Source organism: Ruegeria sp. E1 (assembly GCF_056534225.1).
This window is the reverse complement of sequence record NZ_JBQFPE010000003.1, coordinates 171,557-196,510: the sequence shown is the minus strand read 5'-3', so window position 1 is coordinate 196,510 and position 24,954 is coordinate 171,557. Positions and strand designations below refer to the sequence as shown.

Genomic DNA, 24,954 nt, shown 5'->3' with positions numbered 1-24,954 from the left:
AGATGCAGGACGAAATCGAAACCTCCGCCGAGGCGGCCGAAGCAGCAGCCTTGCCCCGATGCTATGAGGTTCACGCCAACCCGGATGCGGATTCGGGCACAAAGGAACTGCCCAAGCCTTTGCAGAAACCTGTCGAAGCCAAAAGCCCTGCACAATGGGCTTATGAACGTCTGATCCTCTATATCCAGAATTTCGAAAAAACGCTGGACAGTGATCACGAGGTCGCCATGGGGTTTACTGGCGGCGACGCAGGCGTGATGCGGATCGAAGGCATGGGATATTTCGACCCCGATATCATCACCTTCTACGGCTCGGATGGGGGTGGGGCGAAGACCCAGTTGGTGCAACATGTCAGCCAACTGAACGTCATGCTGCGCGCGCTGCCAAAAACCATCGAGGACAAGCCCGCCAATCGCATCGGGTTCCGCTTAGCCGCAGATCTGGAAGAAAACTGATCCCCTGACTTGCAATTCACGTCTGCGCAGCCTTGAATGAGTTGATCGTTCAAGAGGGGGCGCCGCGTGACCAATTTCTCAGCCGTTACAAATGCCTACGGTGCCGCATGGGCGCGGCGGCGTGTGTTTGTGCCGATCTACATCGCGGTGCGTTTGCTGCTGATCGCGCTGATTGCCCCCGGTGTTGGTGCAGCGGTGAATTTCGCCGTGTCCCTGTCCAATCAAACGGCGCTGACGGATCAGGACATTGCGATGTTCCTGCTGTCTCCGGCAGGGTTTATCGCTGCCATTGTCGTGCTCAGCCTGTTTCTGCTGGCCGAGGTTTTTGTCTTTTCCGTCATGGCCGGGTCGCTGCGCATGGGCGAAAGCGATCCGTGGCGCGCGGGAAGTTCGGCGATTACCCTGATCCTGACGCGCCTGCCCGCGCTGTTCGGTTTTGCAGCGCGCCTGATCCTGCGGGTGTTGGCGCTGGCCCTGCCGTTTGTGGCGGTTGCTGGAGTCATCGCATGGTGGACGCTGACGGAATATGACATCAACTACTATCTGACCTTTCACCCGCCCGCCTTCTGGGTTGCCGTGGGTCTCATCGGTCTGGTCGTACTTGCCATGGCCTGGGTGCTGATCCGACGGCTATCGGCCTGGGCGCTTGGCCTGCACCTTGTGCTGTTCGAGGCATTTGCCCCGGCGGCGGCCTTTGCCGAAAGCGCCGCGCGGATGGAGGGCAAGCGCGGCCGCCTCAAAATCGAACTGGTCCTCTGGCTGGCCGCTCGCGTCGCCATTGCTGCGGCCATTGCGACGGTGGCAGGGCTGTTGTTCGCGCTTGTCCCGCTGCAAGAGGGCGCGAACCTGCGCCTTGCGCTGACGGCAAGCCTGATCGTCGCGGGCCTTTGGTCGCTGGCGGGGCTGGTTCTGGCCGCAACCGCGCTGGGGGCGCTGGCGGTGGTTCTGGATGAATTCTTCGAGCCCAAGGTCGAAACCCTGCCGCATCCCGAACCCAGCAACCTGCGCGCGCCGGTTCTTATCACCGTCGGCGTGGCTGCGGTGGCACTGCTGATCGGTCTGTGGTCCGGGCAGGAACTGTTGGAACGGGTGCAGGCCTCGGATCATGCCGATGTCATCGGCCATCGCGGCGCGGCCGCGATCCGACCGGAAAACACCATGGCGGCGGTTCTCAAGGCAATCGAGGATGGGGCGGATTGGGTCGAGATCGACGTTCAGGAAACCGCCGACGGAGTGGTCATCATCGCCCATGACAGCGATTTCATGAAACTGGCGGGTGTGCCGACAAAGGTTTGGGATGCCACAATGGAAGACGTTGCCCAGATCGATATCGGCAGTTGGTTCGACCCGGAATATGCCGATGAACGCGCACCCACGCTGCACGATGTCCTCAGCGCGGCCAAGGGCAAGTCCAAGGTTATCATCGAGTTGAAATATTACGGCCATGACGTCGATCTGGAAAATCGCGTCGCCGCAATTGTCGAAGAGCATGGGATGCAGAACGACATCGCCACCATGTCGCTGAAATACCCTGCGGTACAAAAGATGAAAGCCCTGCGCCCCGATTGGCGGGCCGGGGTTCTGGCCGCCACGGCGGTGGGAGATCTGTCCGGGCTTGAGGGGGACTTTGTTGCGGTGAACGCGGCCATGGCGTCGCCGGGTCTGATCCGGCAGGTGCATGACGCGGGCAAGGACATCTATGTCTGGACGGTCAACGACCCGCTGCAAATGTCAGCGATGGCATCGATGGGCGTGGATGGCTTGATCACCGACCGCCCGGCGATGGCCCGCGAGGTGCTGCGCGTGCGGGCCGAAATGGGGCCGGGTGAAAGGCTGCTGCTGTGGTTGGCCACCACCTTCGGTCTTTCGGTCGATACAGACGAGATGCGCGATGCCAGCCCGTAATCTCGTTCATGTTCTGGTCTGTCTGGCCTCACCCCTTGCTGCACAGGATCTAATGCGCGGGGTTGAGATGCCGGCCCATCGCGCCCTGATGGAATCGCGTGGCGATCTGACCCCGTTTGAGACCGACGGATGCTCGGGCGGCCTGTCGTCAAGCTGGCGGCTGGTGGCCGATACCTTCCCGAAGTTCAGCGCGCTTTATGAGGCGCATCCGCCCTGGGAAAACTGTTGCGTCACCCATGACCGCGCCTATCACAATGCAGGCGCCGCCGCGCAGGCCGAGGACAGTTTCAAGGCCCGCCTGGCTGCTGATGACGCCTTGCGTGCCTGCGTCAAGGCACATGGACAGGCTCATGCCGACGAATACGCCATCCGCTATGACATGACCCCGGATCAGATCCGCTCGGTCCATTCCATTACCGCAGAGGCAATGTATATGGCCGTCCGGTTTGGTGGCGGACCGTGCAGCGGGCTGCCGTGGCGCTGGGGGTTTGGCTATCCGGGATGTTCGGTTTTCGCCCCTCCGGGACCTGCGCGCGAATGACGTCGTGACAGGCCGGGAAATTTCGATTATCCAACATCTCAAACACGAGATTTGGGAATCTTTGAGACATGGCTGAACACAAGCACGGCGAAATGGACATCACCGTTCAAACCAAAACCTTCGACGGCTTCATCAAATTCACCACTTGGTGCGTGGTGGCGATTGCCTTCCTCTGCCTGTTCCTGGCTGTTTTTGCGTCTTAATCCAGACCAGAGGCGCGGCCCGTGTTCAGGATCTTGATTGCCTGCCTGTTGGCAGCAACTGTTGCGGGCTGCACCGGGTCGCAACGCCCGCAGGCCGACAGGTCGGAAATTGTTGCCCGATCCTATCGTGATCCCGGGCCCTCGACCCTGACGCTCTATACGATGATCAACACGCGCACCGGCTCTGGCGCGCATACATCTCTGATGATCGGCGGCAGTGAGCGCGTGATCTTCGACCCGGCAGGCTCTTTCCGGGCCGATGTGGTGCCGATCAAGGATGATGTCCTCTATGGTATCACTCCGGCCGTCGAGCGCGCTTATCGCAGCAGCCACGCGCGCGAGACGCATTTTGCCCGCATCCAGACGATCGAGGTCAGCCCGCAACAGGCCGAAATCGCCCTGAAACTGGCCAAGCAATCCGGGCCGGTCTCCAGCGCCTATTGCGCAAATTCCACCGCCAGATTGCTGCAGCAGGTTCCCGGATTTGAACAGATCGACGTGACCTTTTTCCCGGTCAATCTGTCGGATCAGTTCGGTCAGATTCCGGGCGTCGTCACCTCGGAATACCGTGAAAACGACGATGCGGACCTGCAAAAAGGTCTGGCGGCGAACAATGCGCGGCTGAACCAGCTGGAAACGGCCTCAACCAACTAGAAACAGCAGACCGTAAAGCGTAAATGCGCCGCTGAAGATCGCGATCAGCACGTTTTTTGTGATGATACCAACACTCAGCGCGACGGCGGCGGCAGCCATGCGTGGCAGATCGGGTTGTCCCTCGGTGGCCGAGGGCCAAACGACCAAAGGCGCGATCAATGCAGGTAGAATCGCGACCGCCGTATAACGCAGATGGCGCAGTAACCAGGGCGGCATGGGGCGGTCCCCCACCAGCCCGATGAATGTAAATCTCAGGGTATAGCTGCCAACGGCCAGACCGATGATGATGGTCCAAAAGGTGATCGGGTCGGCTTGGGTCATGTCTTTCTCCGCTCCAACATCAACTCGGCCTGTGCGCCCGCTATCATGCCCATCGCCCCGGCGATCAGCAGGCCCAGATTGAACGGTACGGCCACGGTCAGCAGCGCCACGATAATGGCGACAAGGGCTGCGATCACATGGGCCAATGTGCGCATCATCGGCCCGATCATCGCCAGAAACGTGATTGGCAAGGCAAAATCCAGCGCCCAGCTTTCGGGAATTTGCGTGCCCAGAACCGCCCCCAGATAGGTCGCAAAGATCCACAGCGGCGTGATCGGTGTGACCGAGCCCACGAAATAGGCCATGCGCTGCGGGATTGACATCTGCCGGTCCTTCTCGAACTGCACGATGGAGCAGGCATAAGACTGATCGACGATCAGATAGGCAGCACAGGCGCGTTGCCACAGCGGGGCGGCCCCCAGATACGGCGTCAGCGAGGCCGAATACATCGCCACCCGCAGGTTCACCGCCAAAGCCGAGATCAGAATGATGATCGTCGGCGTTCCGTCCTGCAGCAATTGCAGCGCGGTGAACTGCGCCGCCCCGGCAAATACCGCCGCCGAAAAGCTCAAGGTCTGCGCCACGTTCATCCCGGCTTCGGTTGCGAAGACCCCGAACAGCAACCCGAACGGTCCGGCCACAAAGACAAACGGGGTGCCGTCGCGAAAACCCTTCCAGTAGTATGACTTGGATGTAGTGCTTGCCATGGCTAGATCCTATGGTGAACGCAGCAGCAGTAGCCGTCTTGGGAAAGGGTTGCAATTGGCCACAGAACTGGACCTCTCCGAATACATCATCGCCCCGGACCCCGGCGCCGCGCGCCTGACCCGCGCGGTCGAAGGCGTCGACCAGAACGGTCAGCTCAGCCGCATCTCGGTGGTCGAGGAGCGCCCGCTGACGATTTTCCTGAACGCGCAGGAAATCGTGACCGCAATGACCATCGGCGATTATCCCGAATATCTGGCGCTGGGCTTCCTGCGCAATCAGGGCATGTTGCAGCCCGACGATACGATTACGCGGGTCGATTATGACGACGATCTGGAAACCGTCGTGGTCCGGACCGAGCGTGAGACATCATACGAGGACAAGCTGAAGAAAAAGACCCGCACCAGCGGTTGTGCGGTCGGCACCGTGTTCGGCGACATGATGGAAGGGCTTGAGGATGTGCGCCTGCCGCAGGTTTCGGTCCGCACCTCGTGGCTTTATGATCTGGCGGCCAAGATCAACCGCACCCCGTCGCTCTATCTTGAGGCCGGGGCGATCCACGGCACCGTTCTGTGCCATCAGAACCGTCCGCTGGTCTATATGGAGGACGTGGGCCGCCACAACGCCGTCGACAAGATCGCAGGCTGGATGCTGTCCGAGCGCGAAGAGCCCGCTGACAAGATCCTCTACACCACGGGTCGTCTGACCTCGGAAATGGTGATCAAAACTGCGATGATGGGCATCCCGGTTCTGGCCTCGCGCTCGGGCTTCACCGCATGGGGCGTCGAGATCGCGCGCGAGGTCGGTCTGACCCTGATCGGCCGGATGCGCGGCCAGCGGTTCGTCTGCCTTTCAGGCGAGGATCGGCTGCTGCGCGACATCGACCCGGCAACGGTTCCGGTCGAGGACAAAAAACACAAACGCAAAAGCGCCCGCCCCTGATCTGCCAACGCGCGAAAGCAGCGCTTAGAAAATTTCGTGATTTCTGATAGATGTAAGCATCAAGGTAATACGACTATCAGGAAAGCGGGCCGCGTCTGCCCGATCGCAACATGGAACTCATAAACCTCATAGCCCCGGTCTTTGCGGTGATCCTCACAGGCTACGTGTTTTCGTGGACCAAATTGCTGAGCGAGGACACATCGGACGCGCTGGTGCAATTTGCGGTCTATGTCCTGATCCCGGCCATCATGTTCTATCTGATCGGGCAAGAGGAATTCGCGAACCTTCTGAATTACGGCTTCTACATCGCCTATGGCGGCACGCTGCTGGTGCTGTTCATCGTTTTGTTCTTCATCCTCAGGGCAATGACGGGGTTTCACGCCGGATCGGCCACCGTTGCGGCCTTTGCCGGTGTTGCGTCGAATACCGCGCTTGTGGCCCTGCCGATCCTGCACGCGATCTTCGGTGCCAAAGGAGCATTGCCTGCGGTGTTGGCCAATCTGGTCGTGGCGATCTTGCTTCTGATCATGACCACGACACTCGAAACCACTGCAGGGCACAAAGCCGGGGTGCGGACACCGATCCACAAAATCTTGCTCAACGTCCTGAAGAACCCGATCATCGCGGCAACTCTGCTGGGCGTGGCCTATTCTGCGACAGGTCTTGGCTTTTCGGACGCTGTGTCGGACTATCTTGAGCTTCTGAGCGGTGCTTTGGCCGCGGTTGCGCTATTTGCGATCGGGTTTACCACCAGTGTGCGGACGATCGTGCAAACCGGGCCTTTGATCCTGTTTCTGACCGTAGTGAAACTGATTGTCGCGCCCGGGCTTGTGTTGCTGGCGGCGCATCTGATCGGGCTTGATCCGCTGTGGACCATTGCGGCGACGGTCTCAGCAGCTGTGCCGACAGCCAAGAATATCTTCCTGCTGGCCAAGCACTATGATCAGGAACCCAAGCTGGCGGCTCATATCGTGTCGATGACATCGTTCCTGTCGGTCGGAACCCTGATCCTGTGGCTGTTTGTCCTGCACCATCTCTATCCAACCGCGTTTCAATTGAACTGAGTTCGCTCTACAACCGGGCAAGGGCCGTCTGATCGCGGCGAAGGGAACAGGGTACTATGGGCAAAACTCTGGGTGTTATACTGGCAGGCGGCCTCGCCACGCGAATGGGCGGGGGCGACAAGGGCCTGCTGCAGATTGGCGGGCAAAGCCTGCTGTCTCATGTCATCCGCCGCCTTGCCCCGCAAGTTGACGGGCTTGCGCTGAATGCAAATGGCGACCCGGCCCGGTTTGACGATGTTGGTATCCCGGTCATCGCGGATTCGATCGAAGGTTTCGCGGGCCCTCTGGCCGGAGTTCTGGCAGGCCTGGACTGGGCGGCCGCGCAAGGGGTTGACAGCATCGTCACCGCCGCCGCCGACACGCCGTTCTTTCCGCGCGATCTGGCGGCGCGGCTGATGCAGGCGGCCGAGGGGCAGGCGCATCCGCTGGTTCTGGCAACAACACCGCGCACCGGGGATGAGGCACTGAAATCGGGCGGTGGCAAGCGGATCAACCGGCATCCGACCTTTGGGCTATGGCCCGTGGCGCTGCGTGACGATCTGCGTCAGGCTCTGAACGACGGGCTCCGCAAGGTTGTTCTGTGGACGGACAAGCATGGCGGGCGCGAGGCGTTGTTTGACGCCCAGCCCTTCGACCCGTTCTTCAATGTCAATACGCCCGACGATCTGATCCGCGCGCAGCAACTGCTGGAACAGGCATGAGGATTTACGGCGTTACCGGCTGGAAAAACGCGGGCAAAACCGGGTTGATGGAACGTCTGGTGGCCGAGATCACCGGGCGCGGTTTTACCGTTTCAACCGTCAAACATGCGCATCACGCCTTTGACGTCGATCAGCCGGGCCGCGACAGCTACCGCCACCGGATTGCCGGGGCGTCCGAGGTTCTTTTGGCCTCGGGCCACCGCGTCGCCCTGATGCAGGAACTACGCGGCACGCCCGAGCCGTCGCTGGACGCTCTGCTGGCCCGCCTCTCACCCGTCGATCTGATTCTGATCGAAGGCTACAAACGCGAACCGCACCCAAAGGTCGAGGCATTTCGCGCCGAGACCGGCAACCCCCTGATCGCCACCGATAACGACACGATCCGCGCCGTCGCCAGCGACATCGCGATGGAACTGGATCGCCCGGTGTTTGACCTGAACGACACCCCGGCCATTGCGGACTTCATCCTGCAAGAGGTCGGTTTGTGAACAGCTTTGACAGCTTTGCCATGGTCGACTGGTCGGGTGGCAATGATACCGGTCCCAAACCGCGCAAGGATGCGATCTGGGCTTGTGTCGTGCGACACGGCAGGGCCGAGGCACCCGACTACCTCAGAAACCGCGAGATCGCCGCGCGGTGGCTGTACAACCTGATTGAGACAGAGATTGCAGCAGGGCGGCGGCTGTGTCTGGGGTTCGACTTTCCGTTTGGCTATCCCAAAGGCTTTGCCCGTGCGCTGACCGGCACCGACGATCCGCTTACCCTGTGGGAGTGGTTCGAACAGCACATCGAAGATACGCCCAATGCCAATAACCGCTTCGATCTGGCCGGGCAGATCAACCGGCGTTTCGGCGGCAAGGGGCCGTTTTGGTTCAACGGCCTGCGCCGGGAAATCGACGGCTTGCCGAAGACAAAATCGAACTATCACAACCCGTTCCCCGAACGCCGCGCCGTGGAATTGACCCCCGAAGCCAAGGGCAGTTTTACCTGCTGGCAGATGGGCGGGGCCGGAGCCGTGGGCGGGCAGGTGATGACCGGGTTGCCCGTTCTCGCCCGCCTGCGCCGCGCTTTTCCGGGCCAGATCGCAGTCTGGCCGTTTCAGACGCTGGACACTCCGGTCGCCTTCGTGGAAATCTGGCCCTCGCTGACTTTGGGTGCCGGGCCGGACGACCGGATCAAGGACGCATGGCAGGTTGAACAGGTCGCGCTGTCCCTGGCTGCGATGCCTGCGGCAGAGTTGGCGCAACAACTGGATGTAAGCGCAGCAGAGGAAGGCTGGATATTGGGAGTCTCACAAAGCAAGCCGGATATCGCACCGCCGCCGCTGAAAAACGATTGTTTCGCATTGCCCGCGGGCGTGAACTGGACCCCGGTCGATGAAGCACTGGCCCTGTTGCGCGACCGTCTCAGGCCCGTAAAGCCGGTGACAACGGTTGCGCTGACGCAGGCGTCGGGGCGCATTCTGGCGCAGGATGCGATTGCCCAACGCTCCAACCCGCCGCTGCCCAATACGGCGGTGGATGGCTATGGCTTTGCAGGCGCGAAGCCGCAGGGCGAACACATACTGCCTCTGGTAGAAGGTCGCGCTGCGGCGGGCCTCCCCTTTGACGGGGTCGTGCCCGAAGGTGCCGCCATTCGCGTGTTGACCGGCGCGGCGCTGCCCGACGGTGTGGATACGGTTATTCTGGAAGAGGACGTAACCGCCCAAAGCGGTCATATCGCCTTTCGCGGCCCCTTGAAACAGGGGGCCAATACCCGCCGCGCGGGCGAGGACGTGACCGAAGGAGAGCTCGCCCTGCCAGCCGGTCGCCGCCTGACCCCGGCTGATCTGGCCCTGCTATCGGCAACGGGCATCTCGGAGGTGCCGGTGTTTGTACCTTTGCGCGTGGCGGTTCTGTCCACTGGGGATGAACTGGTCGAACCCGGTGAGACCGCAGGACCGGGTCAGATTTATGACGCCAACCGGCCCATGCTGCTGTCGCTGATCGACCGCATGGGGTTTGACCCCGTCGATATGGGCCGCGTTGCTGACGACCCCGATGCCCTACGCACGACACTGGACCGGGCTTCTGAACGGGCGGATGTGATCCTGACCAGCGGTGGTGCCTCTGCCGGGGACGAAGATCATGTCTCGGCCCTGTTGCGTCAGGCAGGCGCGATGCAGCAATGGCGCATTGCTCTGAAACCGGGTCGCCCGCTGGCGCTGGGCATGTGGAACGAAACCCCGGTCTTTGGCCTGCCGGGCAATCCGGTCGCCGCGATGGTTTGTACTCTGATCTTCGCGCGCCCCGCGCTTGGCCTGATGGCGGGGGCCGGCTGGCAGGAACCGCAGGGCTTCGACCTGCCCGCCGGTTTTGAAAAGCGCAAGAAACCGGGTCGCCGCGAATACCTGCGCGCCCGCATCCGCGACGGTCGGGTCGAGGTGTTCCATTCCGAAGGATCAGGCCGCGTCAGCGGGCTCAGCTGGGCCGAGGGGCTGGTCGAAATTGAAGACGGCGAACGCCATATCCAACCCGGCGATCCGGTGCGGTTCATTCCCTATGGCAGCTTCGGGCTCTAGCGCAGGACTCAATCAAATGTGCCGGCCACACGCCCCAGCAGCATGAAGGCGCGCGCGGTGCGGGTCTCTCCCAATGCGGTCAGCTCGGCGTCGCTGGCATCGGGTTCGAAATCGGCGATCATGTGGTCGAACCGGCGCAGAAAGTGATGCGCGGCATCGCGGAAAATCGGATCCTGCTTCATTCGTGCCGCCGTCAGCGCCAGCGACGACCGGTCACGGATTCCGCCCAATGTCGCCACCGCACGCCCCCGCGCGCCTTGGGCGAACTGCCGCCAAATCTCGGGCCGCGCCATATCGGGCCGCAGATCGTCCATATAGATCCCCTCCTGACTGAGAAGGGTCAGAACGTCCTGCGACGCCTGCACCAGCTTTGCAGCTTTGCGATCCTTCAGCGCCTGACGCAGCGCATCAAAGCCGCGCGTGTCATCTTGTGTCTCGGGAAAATTCAGCGCCCGGATGAAAACATCCCGTGTCAGTGGCGGCGCTATCGCCTCGGCGGGGGTGCCAAGCGCCAGCGAGGTCTGATCATCCGGTCCGTCTTGCGGCTCGGCATTGCGCACCGGTTCGTTTCGGGCGGACGAAAACGTGGCCGCACCGCTTTCAGTCTTTTTCGCGCTTGGTGCGATTTCATCCAGCTTCCGGCCAGCGGCGGGTTCATAAGTGCTGGCGGCGCGTTGCTGCTGCGTGACATAGGTATGGCGGATCGCGTCGATCGCGGTCTGTAACCGTGCGCTTTCTTCGCGCATCACCCGGCTGGCGCGCATCGCCATGGCGGCAACCCAGATCATCGCCACTGGCATAAACACCGCAAGCAAGGTCACGATGAACCCGCCGCCCTGCTGTTCGCCGGGCAGCACCAGAAATAAGACCGAAACCACCAGCCAGATCACGCTCAGTGCGATTGCGGCAATTTCGATATCCGTCACCGCAGGGCGCGCCGGACGATCATAGATGCCCAGCGGGGTCGGCTTTTCACCGTCATGATCTGAATTGGAACCCGACATGGGGATGCTCCGATCAGGCGTATTCGATGCTCAACACTTCGTAGGACCGGACGCCGCCGGGGGTGCGGACCTCGACGCTGTCACCCTCTTCCTTGCCGATCAGGGCGCGGGCGATGGGGGATTTGATGTTCAACTGGCCGTTTTCGATATTGGCCTCGTATTCCCCAACGATCTGCCAGGTCTTTTCCTCGTCCGTGTCCTCGTCGACCAACGTCACCTTGGCACCAAACTTGATCGCACCGGACAGTTTCGACGGATCGATCACATCGGCCAGCGACAGGATACCCTCAAGCTCTTTGATGCGCCCTTCGATAAAGCCCTGCTTTTCGCGGGCCGAGTGGTATTCGGCGTTTTCCTTCAGATCGCCAAGCTCGCGCGCGGTGGCGATGGCCTCGATGATCGCCGGGCGCTCGACGGATTTGAGGTTCTTCAGTTCCGCCTCGAGCGCAGCGTTGCCCGCAGGCGTCATTGGAATCTTTTCCATGTTCTTGTCGTCCACGCTAAAATTGAGCCGCCCCGCCGCATGGAAAGCGTCGGGGCGAATGATGGGTCACCGATTACCTGACCCAAATAGGGCGTGAATTGCAAGGGGCGATGGATCACGATCCCCCCAATTTGCGGGTTAACGCCGTCTGGGCGGAGGCAGAGAGCGCCTGTGGCGTTGCCCCAACAGGTCGCCGCGCCGCCAGCGATGCGCGTCGACCCCAAGCCACAACATCTCAATCATATTGTACCACCTCGAACTCGATGCCGTTGTCGTCGCGGAAATAGAACCTGCGGCCGGGTTCGTAATCGGCATGGTTATGCGGCTCGAACCCCGCCTTTTTGACCCTGGCCTCGGTGGCGTCCAGATCCTCGACCAGAACGCCCACGTGGTTCAACCCGCCGACGATGTCATAACTGCTGTTGGTCAACGGTTTGGGGTCGCCGGGGTTGTACAGCGCAAGGTAGGTGTGCGGCCCACCTACATGCACGGTATAGCCACCTGAAATGGCCGGACCTTCCCAGCGGGTTTTCCAGTCAAAGACCTTCTCCATCCAGGCTGCTGTGGCCTGCGGGTCGCGGACCGTGAAATTGGTGTGTTCAAGCGTCGCCATCATGGGATCTCCTTTGTGAATTGAGGCTTGTCACGACTCACCGTAATTTCTAAACCTAACTTTAGGTCAAGGATTATTTGCGAGGGTCTCATGGCAGTTTCCGAAGGGCTTGCAATCGGCGCATTGGCCCGGCGCACCGGGTTGGCGGTGTCGGCCATCCGCTATTACGAGGCGCAGGGCCTGATCGCGCCATGGCGCAATGCGGGCGGGCAGCGGCGCTATCAGCGGGCGGACATCAGGCGGCTGAGCTTTGTCATGATCGCCCAGCAGTTTGGCCTGACCCTGCCGGAAATCCGCGAGGTTCTGTCGGGCCTGCCCGGAAACCGAACGCCCACACCGCAGGATTGGAAGGCGATCAGCGTCAATCTGCGCGCGCATCTGGATCAGCGAATCGATACGCTGATACGACTGCGCGACAATCTGGATGGCTGCATCGGCTGCGGTTGCCTCAGCCTGCCCAAATGCCGGCTTTACAACCCCGATGACCGGGCCAAATCCCATGGTAGCGGTCCCAGATACCTGATGGGGGACGCACCAGAGGGCTGATGTGTCGAATAGCGCTCTTGTTACGCCGTGTTTCGATTGACCAAAGTCTTTCTCAGCATGTAATCAGCCGTGAAACAATATTGCGCCGACCGCGCGAGAACAGCGCCAATTCGGAAAGTTAGCTAAGGAGCCCGCGATGGCCGAGATTGAACGCGAAGCGATGGAATACGATGTGGTGATCGTGGGTGCAGGTCCCGCGGGCCTGTCGGCGGCCATCCGTCTGAAACAGCTGGATGCCGACCTGAACGTCGTTGTTCTGGAAAAGGGCTCGGAAGTGGGCGCGCATATCCTGTCGGGCGCGGTGTTGGACCCGTGCGGGCTGGACGCGCTGATCCCGGACTGGAAGGAAAAAGGCGCGCCGCTGAACGTTCCGGTCAAGGAAGACAGGTTCTACATGCTGGGCGAGGCCGGTCAGATCCGCATCCCCAACGCGCCCATGCCGCCGCTGATGAACAACCACGGCAACTACATCGTCTCGATGGGCAATGTTTGCCGCTGGATGGCCGAACAGGCCGAGGAACTGGGCGTGGAAATCTTCCCCGGCATGGCGTGCTCGGAACTGGTTTACGGCGATAACGGCGAAGTCAAAGGCGTCGTGGCCGGTGTGTTCGGGCTTGAACCCGATGGAACCTATGGCCCCAACACCGAGCCGGGCATGGAACTGCACGGCAAATACGTCTTCCTGTCGGAAGGCGTTCGCGGCTCGCTGTCCAAGGAAGTCATCGCCAAATACGACCTGTCTGCGGGCAAAGAGCCGCAGAAATACGGCGTCGGCATGAAAGAGATCTGGGAGATCGATCCGGCCAAGCACAAGGAAGGTTCCGTCACCCACACCATGGGCTGGCCGCTGGGCAGTAATGCAGGCGGTGGATCGTTCATCTACCACCTTGAAAACAATCAGGTCTATGTCGGGTTCGTGGTGCACCTGAACTACAAAAACCCGCACCTGTATCCCTACATGGAATTCCAGCGCTTCAAGCATCACCCGATGGTGGCTGACCTGCTCAAGGGCGGCAAACGCGTGGCCTACGGCGCGCGAGCGATCACCGAGGGCGGCTATCAGTCGATGCCGAAACTGGTTGCGCCGGGCGTGGCGCTGCTGGGCTGTTCGGCGGGCATGGTCAACGTGCCGCGCATCAAGGGCAACCACAACGCGATGCTGTCGGGCAAAGCGGCGGCCGAGGCGGCCTTTGACGCCATCAAGGCCGACCGTTCGGGTGACGAACTGACCGCCTATGAGACAGATGTGCGAGAAGGCGCAATTGGGTCGGACCTGAAAAAAGTCCGCAACGTCAAACCGATCTGGTCGAAATGGGGCCTGACCGCCAGCCTGATGCTGGGCGGTTTGGACATGTGGACCAACACGCTGGGCTTTTCGTTCTTCGGCACGGTTGGTCACGGCAAGAACGATGCCGAGTCGACCGAGGATGCCAGCAAGCACCAGCCCATCGACTATCCCAAACCCGATGGTGTGCTGTCCTTTGACCGCCTGACCAACGTATCCTTCGCGGCCACCAACCACGAGGAAAGCCAGCCCTGCCACCTGCATCTGGCTGACCCGGATATCCCGGTCAAAGTGAACCTGCCCAAGTTCGACGAACCGGCGCAGCGCTATTGCCCGGCTGGTGTCTACGAGATGGTCGAGGATGAAAACGGGCCGCGATTCGTCATTAATTTCCAGAACTGCGTCCACTGCAAGACCTGCGACATCAAGGACCCCAGCCAGAACATCACCTGGACCACGCCGCAGGGCGGCGATGGACCGAATTACCCGAACATGTAAGCGAAAACACCGACAATGGCAGGGTCGTGAAGGCTCTGCCATTGCCACTTGTGCGCCAAGGCCCTAGCTTGTCGGTCAGTCAACGACAACAAGGCAGGATATCGGTGTTTCCTCTGGTTCGTCGCGCGGCACTTGCTGCGTTTCTCAGCTCAGCCATTGCGGGCTCGGCGCTTGCCGATACCGGGTCCTATCTCGCCGGACGTCAGGCGATTTATCAAAGCGACTATCTTGCGGCGGAACGCTATTTTTCGCAGGCCCTGAAATCTGATCCACAGAACGCGGGCCTGCTGGAAAGCGTGCTTCTGTCACGTATCGCCCTTGGCGATATCGAGGGCGCGCTGCCGATTGCCGAGGCGATCGAGGACGGGACCAACCCCAATCAGCCGGGGCGGATGGTGATCTATGCCAATCTGGTCGCGCAGGACAAGTTCGACGACCTGCTGGCCCGTGACCCGGAATCGCAGGGCGTGGGCCCGCTGGTGGACGGGCTGATCATCGCATGGACCCATATGGCGCAGGGGGCCGTGGCCCAGGCGATGGAGCAGTTCGATACCGTTGCCCTGCAAGATGGCCTCAGCGAATTTGCGCTCTATCACAAGGCGATGGCTTTGGCCTCGATGGGGGATTTCGAAGCCGCCGAAGAGGTCATGGCGTCCGAAAACGGCGCCGTGTCGCGGATCTCGCGCCGGGCGGCTTTGGCACGGGCGGAAATCCTGTCGCAACTGGATCGCAACGATGACGCGCTGCAGTTTCTGGAAGACGTGTTTGCCGCAGGCAATGATCCGTTCATCGAAAACTATGTGGCGCGCCTGAGTGCAGGCGAAACGCTGCCTTTCACCCATGTCCGCACCCCGCGCGATGGCATGGCCGAGGTGTTTTATTCGGTCGGGGCCGCGCTGAACTCGGATGCGGCGGATGATTATGTCCTGCTTTATGCCCGCATTGCCAACTTCTTGCGCGACGATCACATCGACTCGATCCTGCTGACCGCAGAACTGCTGGAAGGGTTGCAGCAATATGATCTGGCGGTCGAAGCCTATCGCATGGTGCCACCCGACAGTTTTGACTATCACGCGGCGGAACTGGGCCGGGCCGAGGTGTTGCGCCAATCCGATAAAACCGATGCTGCAATCGAGGTTCTGCAGAATCTGGCGGTGCAGCAACCCGATTTGCCGGGCGTTCACGTGGCGCTGGCCGATCTGCTGCGCCAGCAAGAGGACTACGCCGCTGCAGTCACGTCCTATGACACCGCCATCGGCCTGACCGAAGCGGACGCAGGCAGCAACTGGTTCCTGCATTACGCACGTGGCATTTCGCATGAACGGCTCAAGAACTGGAACAACGCCGAGGCGGATTTCCGCAAAGCGCTGGAGCTGAACCCCGATCAGCCGCAGGTGCTGAACTATCTGGGCTATTCGCTGGTTGAACGGCGCGAAAAGCTGGACGAGGCGCTGGACATGATCGAACGCGCTGTCGCGGCGCGCCCGGACAGTGGATACATCGTCGACAGTCTGGGTTGGGTGCTGTTCCGCCTTGGCCGCTATGACGAAGCGGTCGACCATATGGAACGCGCGGTCGAACTGATGCCCGTCGATCCCGTGGTCAACGATCATCTGGGCGATGTCTACTGGGCCGTCGGTCGCGCGCGCGAGGCAGAGTTCCAGTGGAAACGCGCCCTGTCCTTCATTGACCCCGAAGACACCGATGGCGAGGCTGATCCCGAGCGCATCCGCCGCAAGATCGAGGTTGGTCTGGACGTGGTGCTGGACGAAGAAGGCGCCGACCCTTTGAAAGTCGCCAATGACGGCTAAGGCCTTTGCGCCCGCCAAGGTAAACCTGACATTGCACGTCACCGGCCAAAGGGCCGATGGCTATCACCTGCTGGATTCGCTGGTGGCGTTTGCGGATGTGGGGGATCGGCTGCAATTTTCCGCCGGACCCGCCTTGTCGATGGACGTCACAGGCGAATTCGCAGCTGGTGTGCCGACCGATAACCGCAATCTGGTCTGGCAGGCCGCTGACGCAGCAGGCTGGACCGGAGATATCCAATTGGACAAGGTCCTGCCCCATGGCGGGGGGATTGGGGGTGGTTCTTCGGACGCTGCCGCAACGCTGCGCACCCTTGCGCCGGATATTGCTGCGGATGTTCCGCTGTCGCTGGGGGCTGACCTGCCTGTCTGCATGGTCGCCTCTGCCGCCCGGATGCAGGGGATCGGGGATCGCATCGCTCCGATGGCTTTGCCCGAACTGCCCGCCCTTCTGGTCAATCCCGGCGTTGCCGTGCCGACCGCAGCGGTGTTCAAAGCGTTGGCAGCGCGCGATAACCCGCCCATGCCATCAAAGATTCCGGATTTTGCGACACCTCAAGACTGCGCCGACTGGTTGGTGAAACAACGCAATGACCTCGAAGCCCCGGCTCTGGGCGTTTCATCTGAAATAGCAACCGTTCTTGATGCCCTGAGCGCGACAAGATCGGTCCTGCTGGCCCGAATGTCCGGCTCTGGCTCAACCTGTTTTGCGCTTTATCCCACGATGAAGAACGCCCATTTCGCCGCCTACGAGATCGGCGCGGCCTATCCCGACTGGTGGTGCCGCGCGACGCAGCTTAGTTGAGGCGCGAAACCACGTAATCGGCCAGATCGCGCAGCAGAGTGCGAATCTCATGATCTGGCAACCCGTCCAATGCGGCCTTGGCCTTGTTCGCCCAGCCCAACGCATCCGCGCGGGTGGCATCCAGCGTGCCATACTTGCCCATTAGGCGCAGCGCTTGGCTTAGATCGCTTTCGTCCTGACGGCCTTTGCCGATTGTACGCTCCCAGAACGCGTGTTCCTCGGGCGTTGCCTGCGCCACGGCCTTGATGACGGGCAGCGTCAGTTTACGCTCGCGGAAATCATCACCGATATTCTTGCCGGTCGCCTTGCTATCCCCCTGATAATCCAACAGATCATCAGCAATCTGGAAGGCAATCCCCAGCGCGTCGCCATAATCATACAGCGCCTGAACCTGCGCGTCCGAAGCCCCCGCGATCACACCGCCAACCTCGGTCGCCGCAGAAAACAGCGCCGCCGTCTTGCCGCGCACCACTTGCAGATAGACGCTTTCGTCCGTTCCCAGATCGGTGGCCGCGGTCATCTGCAGCACCTCGCCTTCGGCAATCGTGGCCGAGGCATTGGCAAGAATATCCAGAACCCGCAACGACCCCGTTTCAACCATCAACTGAAAACTGCGGGAAAACAGATAGTCGCCGACCAGAACGCTGGATTTGTTGTCCCACAGCAGGTTCGCCGTAGGCCGCCCGCGCCGCTGCGCGCTTTCGTCAACCACATCGTCATGCAGCAGGGTAGCGGTGTGAATGAATTCGACCGTGGCGGCCAGGCGCAGGTGATGGTCGCCGGAATAGCCAAACAGACGCGCCGCGGCCAGCGTCAGCATCGGCCGCAACCGCTTGCCGCCCGCCTCGACCAGATGCGCAGTGACCTCTGGGATGCGCGGCGCATGTTCAGACGCCATGCGCGTCTGGATCAGCGTGTTTACCGCCGCCATTTCGGAGGCAAGAATTTCCGCCAGCCGCTCGTGAGGCTTTGAAATTGTGCTGACTGTCATCACACTCCTGATACAAGGCTCGACATGCCTGTCACCTTGCCCTTACATCCATCCCCATGAAAGAACTTTTGCGCAGCACCGATCCGACGATCCTGGCCTTTGCATCCGCCCTTCTCAAGGGCGAGGATATAGACTGCTTTCAGATGGACGTAAATATGAGCATCCTCGAAGGCGGCATCGGAATCTTCCCCCGCCGCCTGATGGTTCGCGCCGACGATCTGATCCGGGCCGAACGGGTGATGCGCGACAATGAAATCCCGCTGGGGCGATGACCGGCTTTCCCGACAGCGACCTGACCCGTAACGATTTTCTGGGCGGGGCTTTGCGGTTGTGGCAACCCCGATCCGGCTACCGCGCAGGCGTTGACCCGGTGCTGCTGGCCGCCGCAATCCCGGCCCGCCCGGGCGATACCGTGCTCGAACTTGGTTGCGGCGGTGGGGCCGCGATCCTGTGCTTGAAGGCGCGTGTGCCGGGGGTGCAGGCCACCGGGGTGGAGTTGCAGCCCCCTTACGCTGATCTTGCGCGCAAAAATGCAGGTGAAAACAACATGGCGCTGACCGTGGTACAGGCAGACCTGACCGCCTTGCCTGCCGATCTGCGACATCAGCAGTTCGATCATGTGCTCGCCAACCCGCCCTATTACCGCGCCGGGGCCCATAGCCCTGCGATGGATCAGGGCCGCAGCATCGCATTGGGCGAGGGTACGGCCCTGTCCGACTGGATTGACGTTGCTGCCAAACGACTCGCACCGCGCGGCTATCTGCACATGATCCAAAAGGCCGACCGGATGCCAGACATGCTGTCGGCCTGTTCGGAGCGGTTGGGGTCGATCGAACTCCTGCCTCTGGCGCCGCGCATCGGTCGAGCTGCGGAACTGGTGATTCTGCGCGCCCGCAAAGGGGGCCGCGCCGCATTCCGCCTGCACGCGCCGGTCATCCTGCACGACGGCGCGCAGCATGAACGGGACGGTGAAAGCTATCGTCCCGAAATATCCGCCGTGCTGCGTCAGGGCGCGCCGCTTGCGGGCTTTGCACAGGATTAGGCAAAGACTGGCCGAATTTGTCGGATTTATATCAGATTCTGTGCGTCTGCAGCGTGACAGGGTGGAAACGATGTGGTCAAATTCCTACGTGATATATGAAACACAACAAGGAGGATCGCCATGAGCGTGAGCGCACACCTGACGGAACTGAAGAAAAAGCACGAAAATCTCGGTCTCCAAGTCGAAGAAGCCCAACGCTCGCCAGGTATCGATGATCTCCATATCGCCCAGCTCAAGAAACAGAAGCTAAAGCTAAAGGAAGAGATTGAGCGACTTTCGACTTAGGACGTAAGGCTGGCGCGCGCGGCAATGACCGCGCCGCCGGTGACAAGCAAGGCCGCGATCGCCAGACCCCATGTCGGGGCCGCGATCCCGGCCAATACCAGCACAAAGGTCGATAGCAGCGGGGCAGCATAAGACGCGGTGCCCAGCATCTGGATATCGCCCCGTTTCACACCGATATCCCAGACATAGAACGCTAGCCCAACCGGCCCCAGACCCAGCGCCAGAGTCGAGGCCCAGGCCAGCGCACCGTCCGGCCAGACGGTCTCCTCAAGCGCGAAATGCAGCCCCCAGGATGCAATCGCCGTGGCGACGCAGAACACCGCGACCGAACTTGTCGGCACATTACCCAGCCTGCGCGACAGCACCGAATACCCTGACCATGTCAACGCACACAGCAGCGCCAGCCCATAGCCCGGTACATGCTGCGCCTGAAACCCGGCACTGCTGCCGCCGCCGATGATCACGGCGGCCCCCGCAAAGCCCAGACAGGCCCCCAGCAGGTGGCCGGGCTTTAGTTGTTCACCCGGCAGCAATCCCGAAAACAGCACGATCAGCAGCGGCCACAGATAGGCGATCAACCCGGCCTCGGCCGCCGGGGCCATACGCAGCGCGGAAAAATACAGGGCGTGATAGCCGAACAGCCCGACCGCACCAAACAGATAGGTGGTCCATGAGATCTGACGCAATTGCCCCGCGCCACCTGTGGCCAAGACCCAGATCAGCCCCAACGCACCACCGATGGAAAAGCAGATCGCGTTCAACAGCAGGGGCGGTGTCGGGGCCGAGCCAACGGTGAACAGGGCCAGCAGCGACCACAGCAAGACAGCGACAAAGCCAATTGCCGTTGCACCCATCTTTGTCATCACGAGTTGACCTCTTCGACCGGAATGATCTCGAACTCATCCGATATATGCGCGGTCTTTTCAATCTCGGCGATGAACCAATCGCGAAACGCCGCGATCTGGGGCCGCTTTTCCGCCCCTTGCAGACACAGAAAGCTGAACCGCCCTGCGGTTTCCAGCGCCACTTTGAACGGGGCGACCAGACGCCCCTCGGTCAGGTCTTTCAGGATCATCGCGCGGCGGCCCAGCACCACGCCAACCCCGGCGACGGCGGCGTCGATTGCATGATCGGCGTTGGAAAAATGCGCCCCATGGGTTGGCGTGAAATCCAGCCCTACCGCCCGGAACCATGCAGACCAGTCACAGCGGGGTCTCAGGAAACTGATCGATTCGTCATGGATCAGCGGCGCGTCGCGCAGCGACTCTGGTGTGGGAAACTGCTGGGCCAGGTCTGGTGTCATCACCGGCGTCAGCCACTCCCGGCGGACCGGAACGGAATAAAGCCCCTCATCCGGGCCATAACCAAACCGGATCGCGACATCCACGTCGTCGCGCTCAAGGTCCATGATGCGCAGCGTGGCCGAGAATTTCAGGTCAATCCCCGGGTTGGCCCGCGCAAATTCATACAAACGCGGGGCCAGCCACTTTGCCGTCAGTGCAGGGCCTGCGGTGACGGTCAGACTGGTTGTGTCCTGCAACCGCCGTGTGGCTTGCCATGCGGCTTGCAATGCGGAAAACCCATCTGCTGTGCCCGGGGCCAACGTGCGCCCCGCCGCGGTCAGGTCAACGGCCCGGTTCATGCGTCGAAACAACGGGTGGCCCAGATGTTCTTCCAGCGATTTGATCTGAAATGACAAGGCCGCCGGGGTGACATGCAATTCTTCGGCTGCCTTTGCGAAAGACATATGCCGGGCAGCGGCGTCAAAGGCGCGCAAAGCGGTCAGCGGGGGCAGGCGGTCGGTCATTTCAGTCAAAATTTCCTTAACTGAACACGTCAAATTCCTCGTTTGTCACGCTGATTGATAAGGCTCAATATCTATCCAAGTCAAATGAAACTGATCTGATGAAGAGGCGATCATGATTGAGATATCAACCGATCTTGCGGTGCAACGTGCCTTTCAAAAGGCGCATTCTGAACGGGGCGCCTTTGTCAGGCGCCTTCTGAACCGGATATTTGCTTTCCGCTGAACGCAGCGCGCGCGTTCTTACGGAATAGAAATCGGGCCGGCCCATAAGGACCGGCCCGATTTTTTATCTCAGCGGTCTTCGATCAGACGAAGAACTGCGCACCGTTGGCCGAGATGGTTGATCCGTTGATGAATTGTGAATCGTCGGATGCCAGGAAGGCCACGCAGCGCGCGATTTCCTCGGGCTCACCCAGACGACCGGCGGGAATTTGACCGATGATGGATTCACGGACCTTTTCCGGCACCGCCATGACCATCTCGGTGGCGATATAGCCGGGGCAAATGGCGTTGGCCGTGATGCCCGCCCGCGCACCTTCCTGCGCCAGCGATTTCACGATGCCCAGATCGCCCGCCTTGGTCGCGGCATAATTCACCTGCGCGAACTGACCTTTCTGACCGTTGATCGAGCTGATGACGATCACGCGGCCAAACTTGCGCTCGCGCATACCAGGCCAAACAGGGTGTACGGTGTTGAACACGCCGGTCAGGTTGGTGTCGATCACCTGATGCCACTGTTCCGGTGTCATCTTGTGGAACGGCGCGTCGCGGGTGATGCCCGCGTTGGCGACCACGATATCGATCGGGCCAACCTCGGCCTCGACCTTTTCGATGCCCGCTTTCGACTCGTCGTAGTCGGCCACGTTCCATTTGTATGTCTTGATGCCGGTCTCTTCGGTGAAATTCGCGGCGGCTTCGTCATTGCCCGCGTAAGTCGCGGCAACATTGTATCCTTCGGCCTTCAGTGCCTTGGAAATTGCCGCGCCGATGCCGCGGGATCCGCCGGTTACCAGTGCTGTACGTGCCATTTAGGACTCCTTCAATTCTGATCGTCTTGGTAATTCTGTTACTTTGATGGGTTTTGTTGCGCAATATCGTTTCGCATTGAATGTGATCTTTCTGGTCATCAATATTGTCGCATCCGAGGGATAGAGGGGGTTTGTAACAAAAAAGGGCGCCGGTCGGGCGCCCTTTCTATGTGTGGCTCAAAGCCCTTAGTCACGCTCCACGCACAGGGCGACACCCATGCCGCCGCCGATGCAAAGGGTCGCCAGACCCTTTTTGGCGTCGCGGCGCTTCATCTCGAACAGCAGGGTGTTCAGGACGCGGCAGCCCGACGCGCCGATGGGGTGACCGATGGCAATCGCGCCGCCATTGACGTTCACGATCGACGGATCCCAGCCCATGTCCTTGTTCACAGCGCAGGCCTGTGCGGCAAAGGCTTCGTTGGCCTCGACCAGATCCAGATCGTCAACCGACCAGCCCGCTTTCTCCAGCGCCTTGCGCGAGGCATAGATCGGGCCGACGCCCATGATCGACGGGTCCAGACCGGCGGTTGCATAAGACGCGATACGCGCCAGAGGCTCGATCCCGCGCTTTTCTGCATTCTCTGCCGACATCAGCAGGGTTGCGGCGGCACCGTCATTCAGGCCCGAGGCGTTGGCCGCTGTTACCGAGCCATCCTTGGTAAAGGCCGGGCGCAGCTTGCCCATTGCTTCGATGGTTGCGCCGTGGCGGATGTATTCGTCCTTGTCCATCACGATGTCGCCCTTGCGGGTCTTGATGGTGAACGGCACGATCTCGTCCGCAAACTTGCCCGCGTTCTGGGCCGCTTCGGCTTTGTTCTGGCTGGCTACGGCGAATTCATCCTGCATGTCGCGGCTGATCTGCCACTTTTCAGCGACGTTTTCCGCAGTCTGGCCCATGTGATAGCCGTTGAAGGCATCCCACAGACCGTCCCGGATCATCGTGTCGATGTATTTCATGTCGCCCATCTTGTGACCGGCGCGCAGCGCGGCGGCATGGGGCGACAGGGTCATATTCTCCTGCCCACCGGCAGCCACGATATCGGCATCGCCCAGCTGGATATGCTGCGCACCCAGCGCAACCGCCCGCAGACCCGAGCCGCAGACCTGGTTGATGCCCCAGGCCGCGCTTTCCTGCGGCAGACCGGCGTTGATATGCGCCTGACGCGCAGGGTTCTGACCTTGGGCGGCAGTCAGGACCTGACCCATGATGGTTTCGCTCACCTCGCCCTTTTCGACGCCGGCGCGTTCGACGACGGCCTCAAGCACAGCAGCGCCCAGATCATGTGCAGGGGTGTTCGCAAACGAACCGCCGAAACTGCCGACACCGGTGCGTGCAGCGGATGCGATTACTACGTTGGTCATATAGTCAATCCTTTACCATCATGGTCCTGTTGGAAAACTGGCTGCCCGCGCCGAGAGCGTCCCCGGACAAACTATGCGGCACCTTTTCCGGTTCCAGTATGCTCCGGGATACAGGAATGCTGCAAGTGCAGCAACGGACAGCTTGTCTCAGCGTCAACTGCGGCGATCTTTTGCGCGCCGCGCGCGGCTCAACCTGCGGTTTTGGCGGTGTTTTCCGCAGCCCATGGCGGCGAAACCGAGGGTGCGCCGAACAGATATCCCTGCAGGCAGTCAACCCCGTTGGCCACCAGAAACTCGGCATCTGCCTTGCTCTCGACCGATTCGGCAGTCACCATGATCTCGAACTCGCGTGCGACTGAAATCAACGCCCGCACCAGCGCCTGGTTGTCGGGGTTGTCGCGGATACCACGCACGAATTGCCCGTCGATCTTGGCGGCATCGAACAGAAACTCGCGGAAATGGCGAAAGCTGAAATTGCTGGCTCCGAAATCGTCCAGCGCAAAGGCAATGCCGCGGGCCTGCTGCCGGTCCATGAAATCGATCACCAGTTCAGGAACCTGCATGGCCGAGCTTTCGGATATTTCAAGGATCAGCCGTTCACCCAGGGTCTTGTCCTTGCGCAGGAACCGGTCCAGCACGCGGGACCAGCGGGCATAGCCGATCGACCGCGCAGACATATTCACCGACAACCTGATACCGGGGTTCTGTCGCAAAGTGCGCAGACCCATCTGTAAGGCGATGCAGTCCAGATCGCGCCCGATGGGCGAGTTTTCGACCTGCGGCATGAACTCGCGCGCGGGGATCACCCGCCCGGTTTCGTCCAGCACCCGAATGAACGCCTCATAAAAGGCAACGCCATAGGGCGGACGCGCCTGCATCACCGGCTGAAAGGCCAGCTTGCATTGCTTGTGCTTGACCGCCTCGGTCGCCATCTGCAGGGCGGACCGATCCCGTTCCGTCACAGCCGCGTTCAGCGGGCTGTCCGATCCTTCGGGTAAATCCTTGAGTTTTTTGTCCCGCATGGGCGCGCCGCTGTTTCCGTGCCGGTTGTGACTGGTTCGGGCACAGTGTCAGGGCAAAGAGGTGAATCTGCGGTTAAGACCACCCGCGAATATTGCGAAAATTCAACGGGTCGATTGCCAATTGCGGCCCAAATGGGCGGCGGCTCCAATCAATGCGCCGAACAGCCCAAGCATCATCAGCCCGAAACCCAAGCCCAAAACCACAGCTGAACTGTCGGGGCTGAGGGCAACCAGCATGGCGAGAACCAGACCAAACAGGCCGGTGGCGGTTGAAAAGGTTGTCAGGCGTGTCATTGAAATTGGTACTCACAATCAGAACATTG

The 24,954-nt window shown here is 60.9% G+C and carries 29 protein-coding genes; 17 read left to right on the top strand and 12 right to left on the bottom strand.

What is annotated here, in order from left to right:
* The first annotated feature begins 2 nt into the window (after positions 1-2).
* The 5 genes from ACR0FG_RS04595 (at position 3) to ACR0FG_RS04575 (ending at position 3,758) form a co-directional block, all read left to right on the top strand.
* Entirely contained in the window at positions 3-455 is a 453-nt protein-coding gene (locus ACR0FG_RS04595; protein ID WP_170712569.1) for a DUF6173 family protein, read from the top strand.
* Positions 456-521: 66 nt separating this feature from the next.
* The gene (locus ACR0FG_RS04590; protein WP_480890587.1) at positions 522-2,360 is read left to right on the top strand and encodes a glycerophosphodiester phosphodiesterase; all 1,839 of its coding nucleotides are present in this window, start codon (positions 522-524) and stop codon (positions 2,358-2,360) included.
* Positions 2,347-2,901, top strand: coding sequence for a hypothetical protein (locus tag ACR0FG_RS04585; protein ID WP_480890585.1), 555 nt, complete (start codon positions 2,347-2,349; stop codon positions 2,899-2,901). Before ACR0FG_RS04590 ends, ACR0FG_RS04585 begins: the two co-directional genes overlap by 14 nt.
* 68 nt (positions 2,902-2,969) lie before the next feature.
* Positions 2,970-3,104 (top strand): aa3-type cytochrome c oxidase subunit IV, encoded by a 135-nt coding sequence (locus ACR0FG_RS04580; RefSeq protein ID WP_039522971.1) that lies wholly within the window; start codon positions 2,970-2,972, stop codon positions 3,102-3,104.
* A gap of 21 nt (positions 3,105-3,125) precedes the next feature.
* Positions 3,126-3,758, top strand: coding sequence for a hypothetical protein (locus ACR0FG_RS04575; RefSeq protein ID WP_480890582.1), 633 nt, complete (start codon positions 3,126-3,128; stop codon positions 3,756-3,758).
* On the opposite strand, the gene ACR0FG_RS04570 is transcribed toward ACR0FG_RS04575, so the two are convergent.
* Positions 3,747-4,079 (bottom strand): AzlD domain-containing protein, encoded by a 333-nt coding sequence (locus tag ACR0FG_RS04570; RefSeq protein WP_170712578.1) that lies wholly within the window; start codon positions 4,077-4,079, stop codon positions 3,747-3,749. The two genes, ACR0FG_RS04575 and ACR0FG_RS04570, sit on opposite strands and share 12 nt — an antisense overlap.
* The gene (locus ACR0FG_RS04565; RefSeq protein WP_480890579.1) at positions 4,076-4,786 is read right to left on the bottom strand and encodes an AzlC family ABC transporter permease; all 711 of its coding nucleotides are present in this window, start codon (positions 4,784-4,786) and stop codon (positions 4,076-4,078) included. Before ACR0FG_RS04565 ends, ACR0FG_RS04570 begins: the two co-directional genes overlap by 4 nt.
* On the opposite strand from ACR0FG_RS04565, the gene ACR0FG_RS04560 reads away from it, so the two are divergent.
* From ACR0FG_RS04560 to ACR0FG_RS04540, 5 genes are all read left to right on the top strand, one after another.
* Positions 4,785-5,726, top strand: coding sequence for a formate dehydrogenase accessory sulfurtransferase FdhD (locus ACR0FG_RS04560; RefSeq protein ID WP_480890577.1), 942 nt, complete (start codon positions 4,785-4,787; stop codon positions 5,724-5,726). The two genes, ACR0FG_RS04565 and ACR0FG_RS04560, sit on opposite strands and share 2 nt — an antisense overlap.
* A 110-nt stretch (positions 5,727-5,836) precedes the next feature.
* A complete protein-coding gene (locus ACR0FG_RS04555) occupies positions 5,837-6,790 on the top strand; it encodes an AEC family transporter (protein WP_480890575.1) in 954 nt (317 codons plus the stop codon).
* Positions 6,791-6,846: 56 nt separating this feature from the next.
* Complete coding sequence (gene mobA, locus ACR0FG_RS04550; RefSeq protein WP_480890573.1) at positions 6,847-7,491, top strand: molybdenum cofactor guanylyltransferase MobA; 645 nt, start codon at positions 6,847-6,849, stop codon at positions 7,489-7,491.
* Positions 7,488-7,979 carry a molybdopterin-guanine dinucleotide biosynthesis protein B gene (gene mobB, locus ACR0FG_RS04545; RefSeq protein WP_480890571.1) on the top strand — a complete coding sequence of 164 codons (492 nt, stop codon included), beginning with the start codon at positions 7,488-7,490 and terminating at the stop codon, positions 7,977-7,979. The genes mobA and mobB overlap by 4 nt, the downstream gene beginning before the upstream one ends.
* A gap of 20 nt (positions 7,980-7,999) precedes the next feature.
* Positions 8,000-10,051 carry a molybdopterin-binding protein gene (locus tag ACR0FG_RS04540; RefSeq protein WP_480890904.1) on the top strand — a complete coding sequence of 684 codons (2,052 nt, stop codon included), beginning with the start codon at positions 8,000-8,002 and terminating at the stop codon, positions 10,049-10,051.
* Positions 10,052-10,059: 8 nt separating this feature from the next.
* Here ACR0FG_RS04540 and ACR0FG_RS04535 read toward each other — a convergent pair whose 3' ends face one another.
* The 3 genes from ACR0FG_RS04535 to ACR0FG_RS04525 all read right to left on the bottom strand — a co-directional run bounded on the left by ACR0FG_RS04535 (position 10,060) and on the right by ACR0FG_RS04525 (position 12,155).
* Positions 10,060-11,055 carry a hypothetical protein gene (locus ACR0FG_RS04535; protein WP_480890569.1) on the bottom strand — a complete coding sequence of 332 codons (996 nt, stop codon included), beginning with the start codon at positions 11,053-11,055 and terminating at the stop codon, positions 10,060-10,062.
* Positions 11,056-11,068: 13 nt separating this feature from the next.
* Positions 11,069-11,539 carry a transcription elongation factor GreA gene (gene greA / locus ACR0FG_RS04530; protein WP_170712591.1) on the bottom strand — a complete coding sequence of 157 codons (471 nt, stop codon included), beginning with the start codon at positions 11,537-11,539 and terminating at the stop codon, positions 11,069-11,071.
* A 235-nt stretch (positions 11,540-11,774) separates the two neighbouring features.
* On the bottom strand, positions 11,775-12,155 hold the full coding sequence (locus tag ACR0FG_RS04525; RefSeq protein WP_170712593.1) for a VOC family protein: 381 nt from the start codon (positions 12,153-12,155) through the stop codon (positions 11,775-11,777).
* Between the two features lie 87 nt (positions 12,156-12,242).
* On the opposite strand from ACR0FG_RS04525, the gene soxR reads away from it, so the two are divergent.
* The 4 genes from soxR to ACR0FG_RS04505 all read left to right on the top strand — a co-directional run bounded on the left by soxR (position 12,243) and on the right by ACR0FG_RS04505 (position 17,094).
* Positions 12,243-12,698, top strand: a complete 456-nt coding sequence (soxR, locus tag ACR0FG_RS04520; protein ID WP_480823498.1) for a redox-sensitive transcriptional activator SoxR — start codon at positions 12,243-12,245, stop codon at positions 12,696-12,698.
* A gap of 136 nt (positions 12,699-12,834) precedes the next feature.
* Positions 12,835-14,481: an electron transfer flavoprotein-ubiquinone oxidoreductase gene (locus ACR0FG_RS04515; protein WP_480890567.1), complete on the top strand. Its 1,647-nt coding sequence runs from the start codon at positions 12,835-12,837 to the stop codon at positions 14,479-14,481.
* 104 nt (positions 14,482-14,585) lie between these two features.
* A complete protein-coding gene (locus ACR0FG_RS04510; protein WP_480890565.1) occupies positions 14,586-16,292 on the top strand; it encodes a tetratricopeptide repeat protein in 1,707 nt (568 codons plus the stop codon).
* The gene (locus ACR0FG_RS04505; RefSeq protein WP_480890563.1) at positions 16,282-17,094 is read left to right on the top strand and encodes a 4-(cytidine 5'-diphospho)-2-C-methyl-D-erythritol kinase; all 813 of its coding nucleotides are present in this window, start codon (positions 16,282-16,284) and stop codon (positions 17,092-17,094) included. The genes ACR0FG_RS04510 and ACR0FG_RS04505 overlap by 11 nt, the downstream gene beginning before the upstream one ends.
* Here ACR0FG_RS04505 and ACR0FG_RS04500 read toward each other — a convergent pair.
* Complete coding sequence (locus ACR0FG_RS04500; protein WP_170712604.1) at positions 17,087-18,085, bottom strand: polyprenyl synthetase family protein; 999 nt, start codon at positions 18,083-18,085, stop codon at positions 17,087-17,089. The two genes, ACR0FG_RS04505 and ACR0FG_RS04500, sit on opposite strands and share 8 nt — an antisense overlap.
* Before the next feature lie 56 nt (positions 18,086-18,141).
* Between ACR0FG_RS04500 and ACR0FG_RS04495 the strand changes: the two genes are divergently transcribed.
* From ACR0FG_RS04495 to ACR0FG_RS04485, 3 genes are all read left to right on the top strand, one after another.
* Positions 18,142-18,357 (top strand): putative signal transducing protein, encoded by a 216-nt coding sequence (locus ACR0FG_RS04495; protein ID WP_170712606.1) that lies wholly within the window; start codon positions 18,142-18,144, stop codon positions 18,355-18,357.
* On the top strand, positions 18,354-19,127 hold the full coding sequence (locus ACR0FG_RS04490; protein ID WP_480890559.1) for a tRNA1(Val) (adenine(37)-N6)-methyltransferase: 774 nt from the start codon (positions 18,354-18,356) through the stop codon (positions 19,125-19,127). Before ACR0FG_RS04495 ends, ACR0FG_RS04490 begins: the two co-directional genes overlap by 4 nt.
* 120 nt (positions 19,128-19,247) lie before the next feature.
* Positions 19,248-19,412 (top strand): DUF465 domain-containing protein, encoded by a 165-nt coding sequence (locus ACR0FG_RS04485; protein ID WP_170712610.1) that lies wholly within the window; start codon positions 19,248-19,250, stop codon positions 19,410-19,412.
* On the opposite strand, the gene yddG is transcribed toward ACR0FG_RS04485, so the two are convergent.
* From yddG to ACR0FG_RS04455, 6 genes are all read right to left on the bottom strand, one after another.
* The gene (gene yddG / locus ACR0FG_RS04480) at positions 19,409-20,275 is read right to left on the bottom strand and encodes an aromatic amino acid exporter YddG (RefSeq protein WP_480890556.1); all 867 of its coding nucleotides are present in this window, start codon (positions 20,273-20,275) and stop codon (positions 19,409-19,411) included. The genes ACR0FG_RS04485 and yddG overlap by 4 nt on opposite strands.
* Positions 20,275-21,219, bottom strand: coding sequence for a transcriptional regulator GcvA (locus tag ACR0FG_RS04475; protein ID WP_480890554.1), 945 nt, complete (start codon positions 21,217-21,219; stop codon positions 20,275-20,277). Before ACR0FG_RS04475 ends, yddG begins: the two co-directional genes overlap by 1 nt.
* A 305-nt stretch (positions 21,220-21,524) precedes the next feature.
* Entirely contained in the window at positions 21,525-22,247 is a 723-nt protein-coding gene (gene phbB, locus ACR0FG_RS04470) for an acetoacetyl-CoA reductase (protein ID WP_170712617.1), read from the bottom strand.
* A 186-nt stretch (positions 22,248-22,433) separates the two neighbouring features.
* The gene (locus tag ACR0FG_RS04465) at positions 22,434-23,609 is read right to left on the bottom strand and encodes an acetyl-CoA C-acetyltransferase (RefSeq protein WP_170712619.1); all 1,176 of its coding nucleotides are present in this window, start codon (positions 23,607-23,609) and stop codon (positions 22,434-22,436) included.
* A 188-nt stretch (positions 23,610-23,797) separates the two neighbouring features.
* Complete coding sequence (locus ACR0FG_RS04460; RefSeq protein ID WP_170712622.1) at positions 23,798-24,631, bottom strand: EAL domain-containing protein; 834 nt, start codon at positions 24,629-24,631, stop codon at positions 23,798-23,800.
* Positions 24,632-24,733: 102 nt separating this feature from the next.
* On the bottom strand, positions 24,734-24,925 hold the full coding sequence (locus tag ACR0FG_RS04455; RefSeq protein ID WP_480890551.1) for a hypothetical protein: 192 nt from the start codon (positions 24,923-24,925) through the stop codon (positions 24,734-24,736).
* Between the last annotated feature and the right edge of the window lie 29 nt (positions 24,926-24,954).

What these genes read in the sequence shown, in the direction of transcription:
- ACR0FG_RS04555 (WP_480890575.1), top strand. Translation starts at nt 5,837, where the DNA reads ATGGAACTCATAAACCTCATAGCCCCGGTCTTTGCGGTGATCCTCACA.
- ACR0FG_RS04485 (WP_170712610.1), top strand. Translation starts at nt 19,248, where the DNA reads ATGAGCGTGAGCGCACACCTGACGGAACTGAAGAAAAAGCACGAAAAT.
- ACR0FG_RS04595 (WP_170712569.1), top strand. Translation starts at nt 3, where the DNA reads ATGCAGGACGAAATCGAAACCTCCGCCGAGGCGGCCGAAGCAGCAGCC.
- ACR0FG_RS04515 (WP_480890567.1), top strand. Translation starts at nt 12,835, where the DNA reads ATGGCCGAGATTGAACGCGAAGCGATGGAATACGATGTGGTGATCGTG.
- ACR0FG_RS04580 (WP_039522971.1), top strand. Translation starts at nt 2,970, where the DNA reads ATGGCTGAACACAAGCACGGCGAAATGGACATCACCGTTCAAACCAAA.
- ACR0FG_RS04540 (WP_480890904.1), top strand. Translation starts at nt 8,000, where the DNA reads ATGGTCGACTGGTCGGGTGGCAATGATACCGGTCCCAAACCGCGCAAG.
- ACR0FG_RS04455 (WP_480890551.1), bottom strand. Translation starts at nt 24,925, where the DNA reads ATGACACGCCTGACAACCTTTTCAACCGCCACCGGCCTGTTTGGTCTG.
- ACR0FG_RS04525 (WP_170712593.1), bottom strand. Translation starts at nt 12,155, where the DNA reads ATGATGGCGACGCTTGAACACACCAATTTCACGGTCCGCGACCCGCAG.
- ACR0FG_RS04475 (WP_480890554.1), bottom strand. Translation starts at nt 21,219, where the DNA reads ATGACCGACCGCCTGCCCCCGCTGACCGCTTTGCGCGCCTTTGACGCC.
- greA (WP_170712591.1), bottom strand. Translation starts at nt 11,539, where the DNA reads ATGGAAAAGATTCCAATGACGCCTGCGGGCAACGCTGCGCTCGAGGCG.
- yddG (WP_480890556.1), bottom strand. Translation starts at nt 20,275, where the DNA reads ATGACAAAGATGGGTGCAACGGCAATTGGCTTTGTCGCTGTCTTGCTG.
- mobB (WP_480890571.1), top strand. Translation starts at nt 7,488, where the DNA reads ATGAGGATTTACGGCGTTACCGGCTGGAAAAACGCGGGCAAAACCGGG.
- ACR0FG_RS04535 (WP_480890569.1), bottom strand. Translation starts at nt 11,055, where the DNA reads ATGTCGGGTTCCAATTCAGATCATGACGGTGAAAAGCCGACCCCGCTG.
- ACR0FG_RS04460 (WP_170712622.1), bottom strand. Translation starts at nt 24,631, where the DNA reads ATGCGGGACAAAAAACTCAAGGATTTACCCGAAGGATCGGACAGCCCG.
- ACR0FG_RS04570 (WP_170712578.1), bottom strand. Translation starts at nt 4,079, where the DNA reads ATGACCCAAGCCGACCCGATCACCTTTTGGACCATCATCATCGGTCTG.
- ACR0FG_RS04490 (WP_480890559.1), top strand. Translation starts at nt 18,354, where the DNA reads ATGACCGGCTTTCCCGACAGCGACCTGACCCGTAACGATTTTCTGGGC.
- mobA (WP_480890573.1), top strand. Translation starts at nt 6,847, where the DNA reads ATGGGCAAAACTCTGGGTGTTATACTGGCAGGCGGCCTCGCCACGCGA.
- ACR0FG_RS04585 (WP_480890585.1), top strand. Translation starts at nt 2,347, where the DNA reads ATGCCAGCCCGTAATCTCGTTCATGTTCTGGTCTGTCTGGCCTCACCC.
- soxR (WP_480823498.1), top strand. Translation starts at nt 12,243, where the DNA reads ATGGCAGTTTCCGAAGGGCTTGCAATCGGCGCATTGGCCCGGCGCACC.
- ACR0FG_RS04565 (WP_480890579.1), bottom strand. Translation starts at nt 4,786, where the DNA reads ATGGCAAGCACTACATCCAAGTCATACTACTGGAAGGGTTTTCGCGAC.
- ACR0FG_RS04560 (WP_480890577.1), top strand. Translation starts at nt 4,785, where the DNA reads ATGGCTAGATCCTATGGTGAACGCAGCAGCAGTAGCCGTCTTGGGAAA.
- ACR0FG_RS04500 (WP_170712604.1), bottom strand. Translation starts at nt 18,085, where the DNA reads ATGACAGTCAGCACAATTTCAAAGCCTCACGAGCGGCTGGCGGAAATT.
- phbB (WP_170712617.1), bottom strand. Translation starts at nt 22,247, where the DNA reads ATGGCACGTACAGCACTGGTAACCGGCGGATCCCGCGGCATCGGCGCG.
- ACR0FG_RS04465 (WP_170712619.1), bottom strand. Translation starts at nt 23,609, where the DNA reads ATGACCAACGTAGTAATCGCATCCGCTGCACGCACCGGTGTCGGCAGT.
- ACR0FG_RS04505 (WP_480890563.1), top strand. Translation starts at nt 16,282, where the DNA reads ATGACGGCTAAGGCCTTTGCGCCCGCCAAGGTAAACCTGACATTGCAC.
- ACR0FG_RS04495 (WP_170712606.1), top strand. Translation starts at nt 18,142, where the DNA reads ATGAAAGAACTTTTGCGCAGCACCGATCCGACGATCCTGGCCTTTGCA.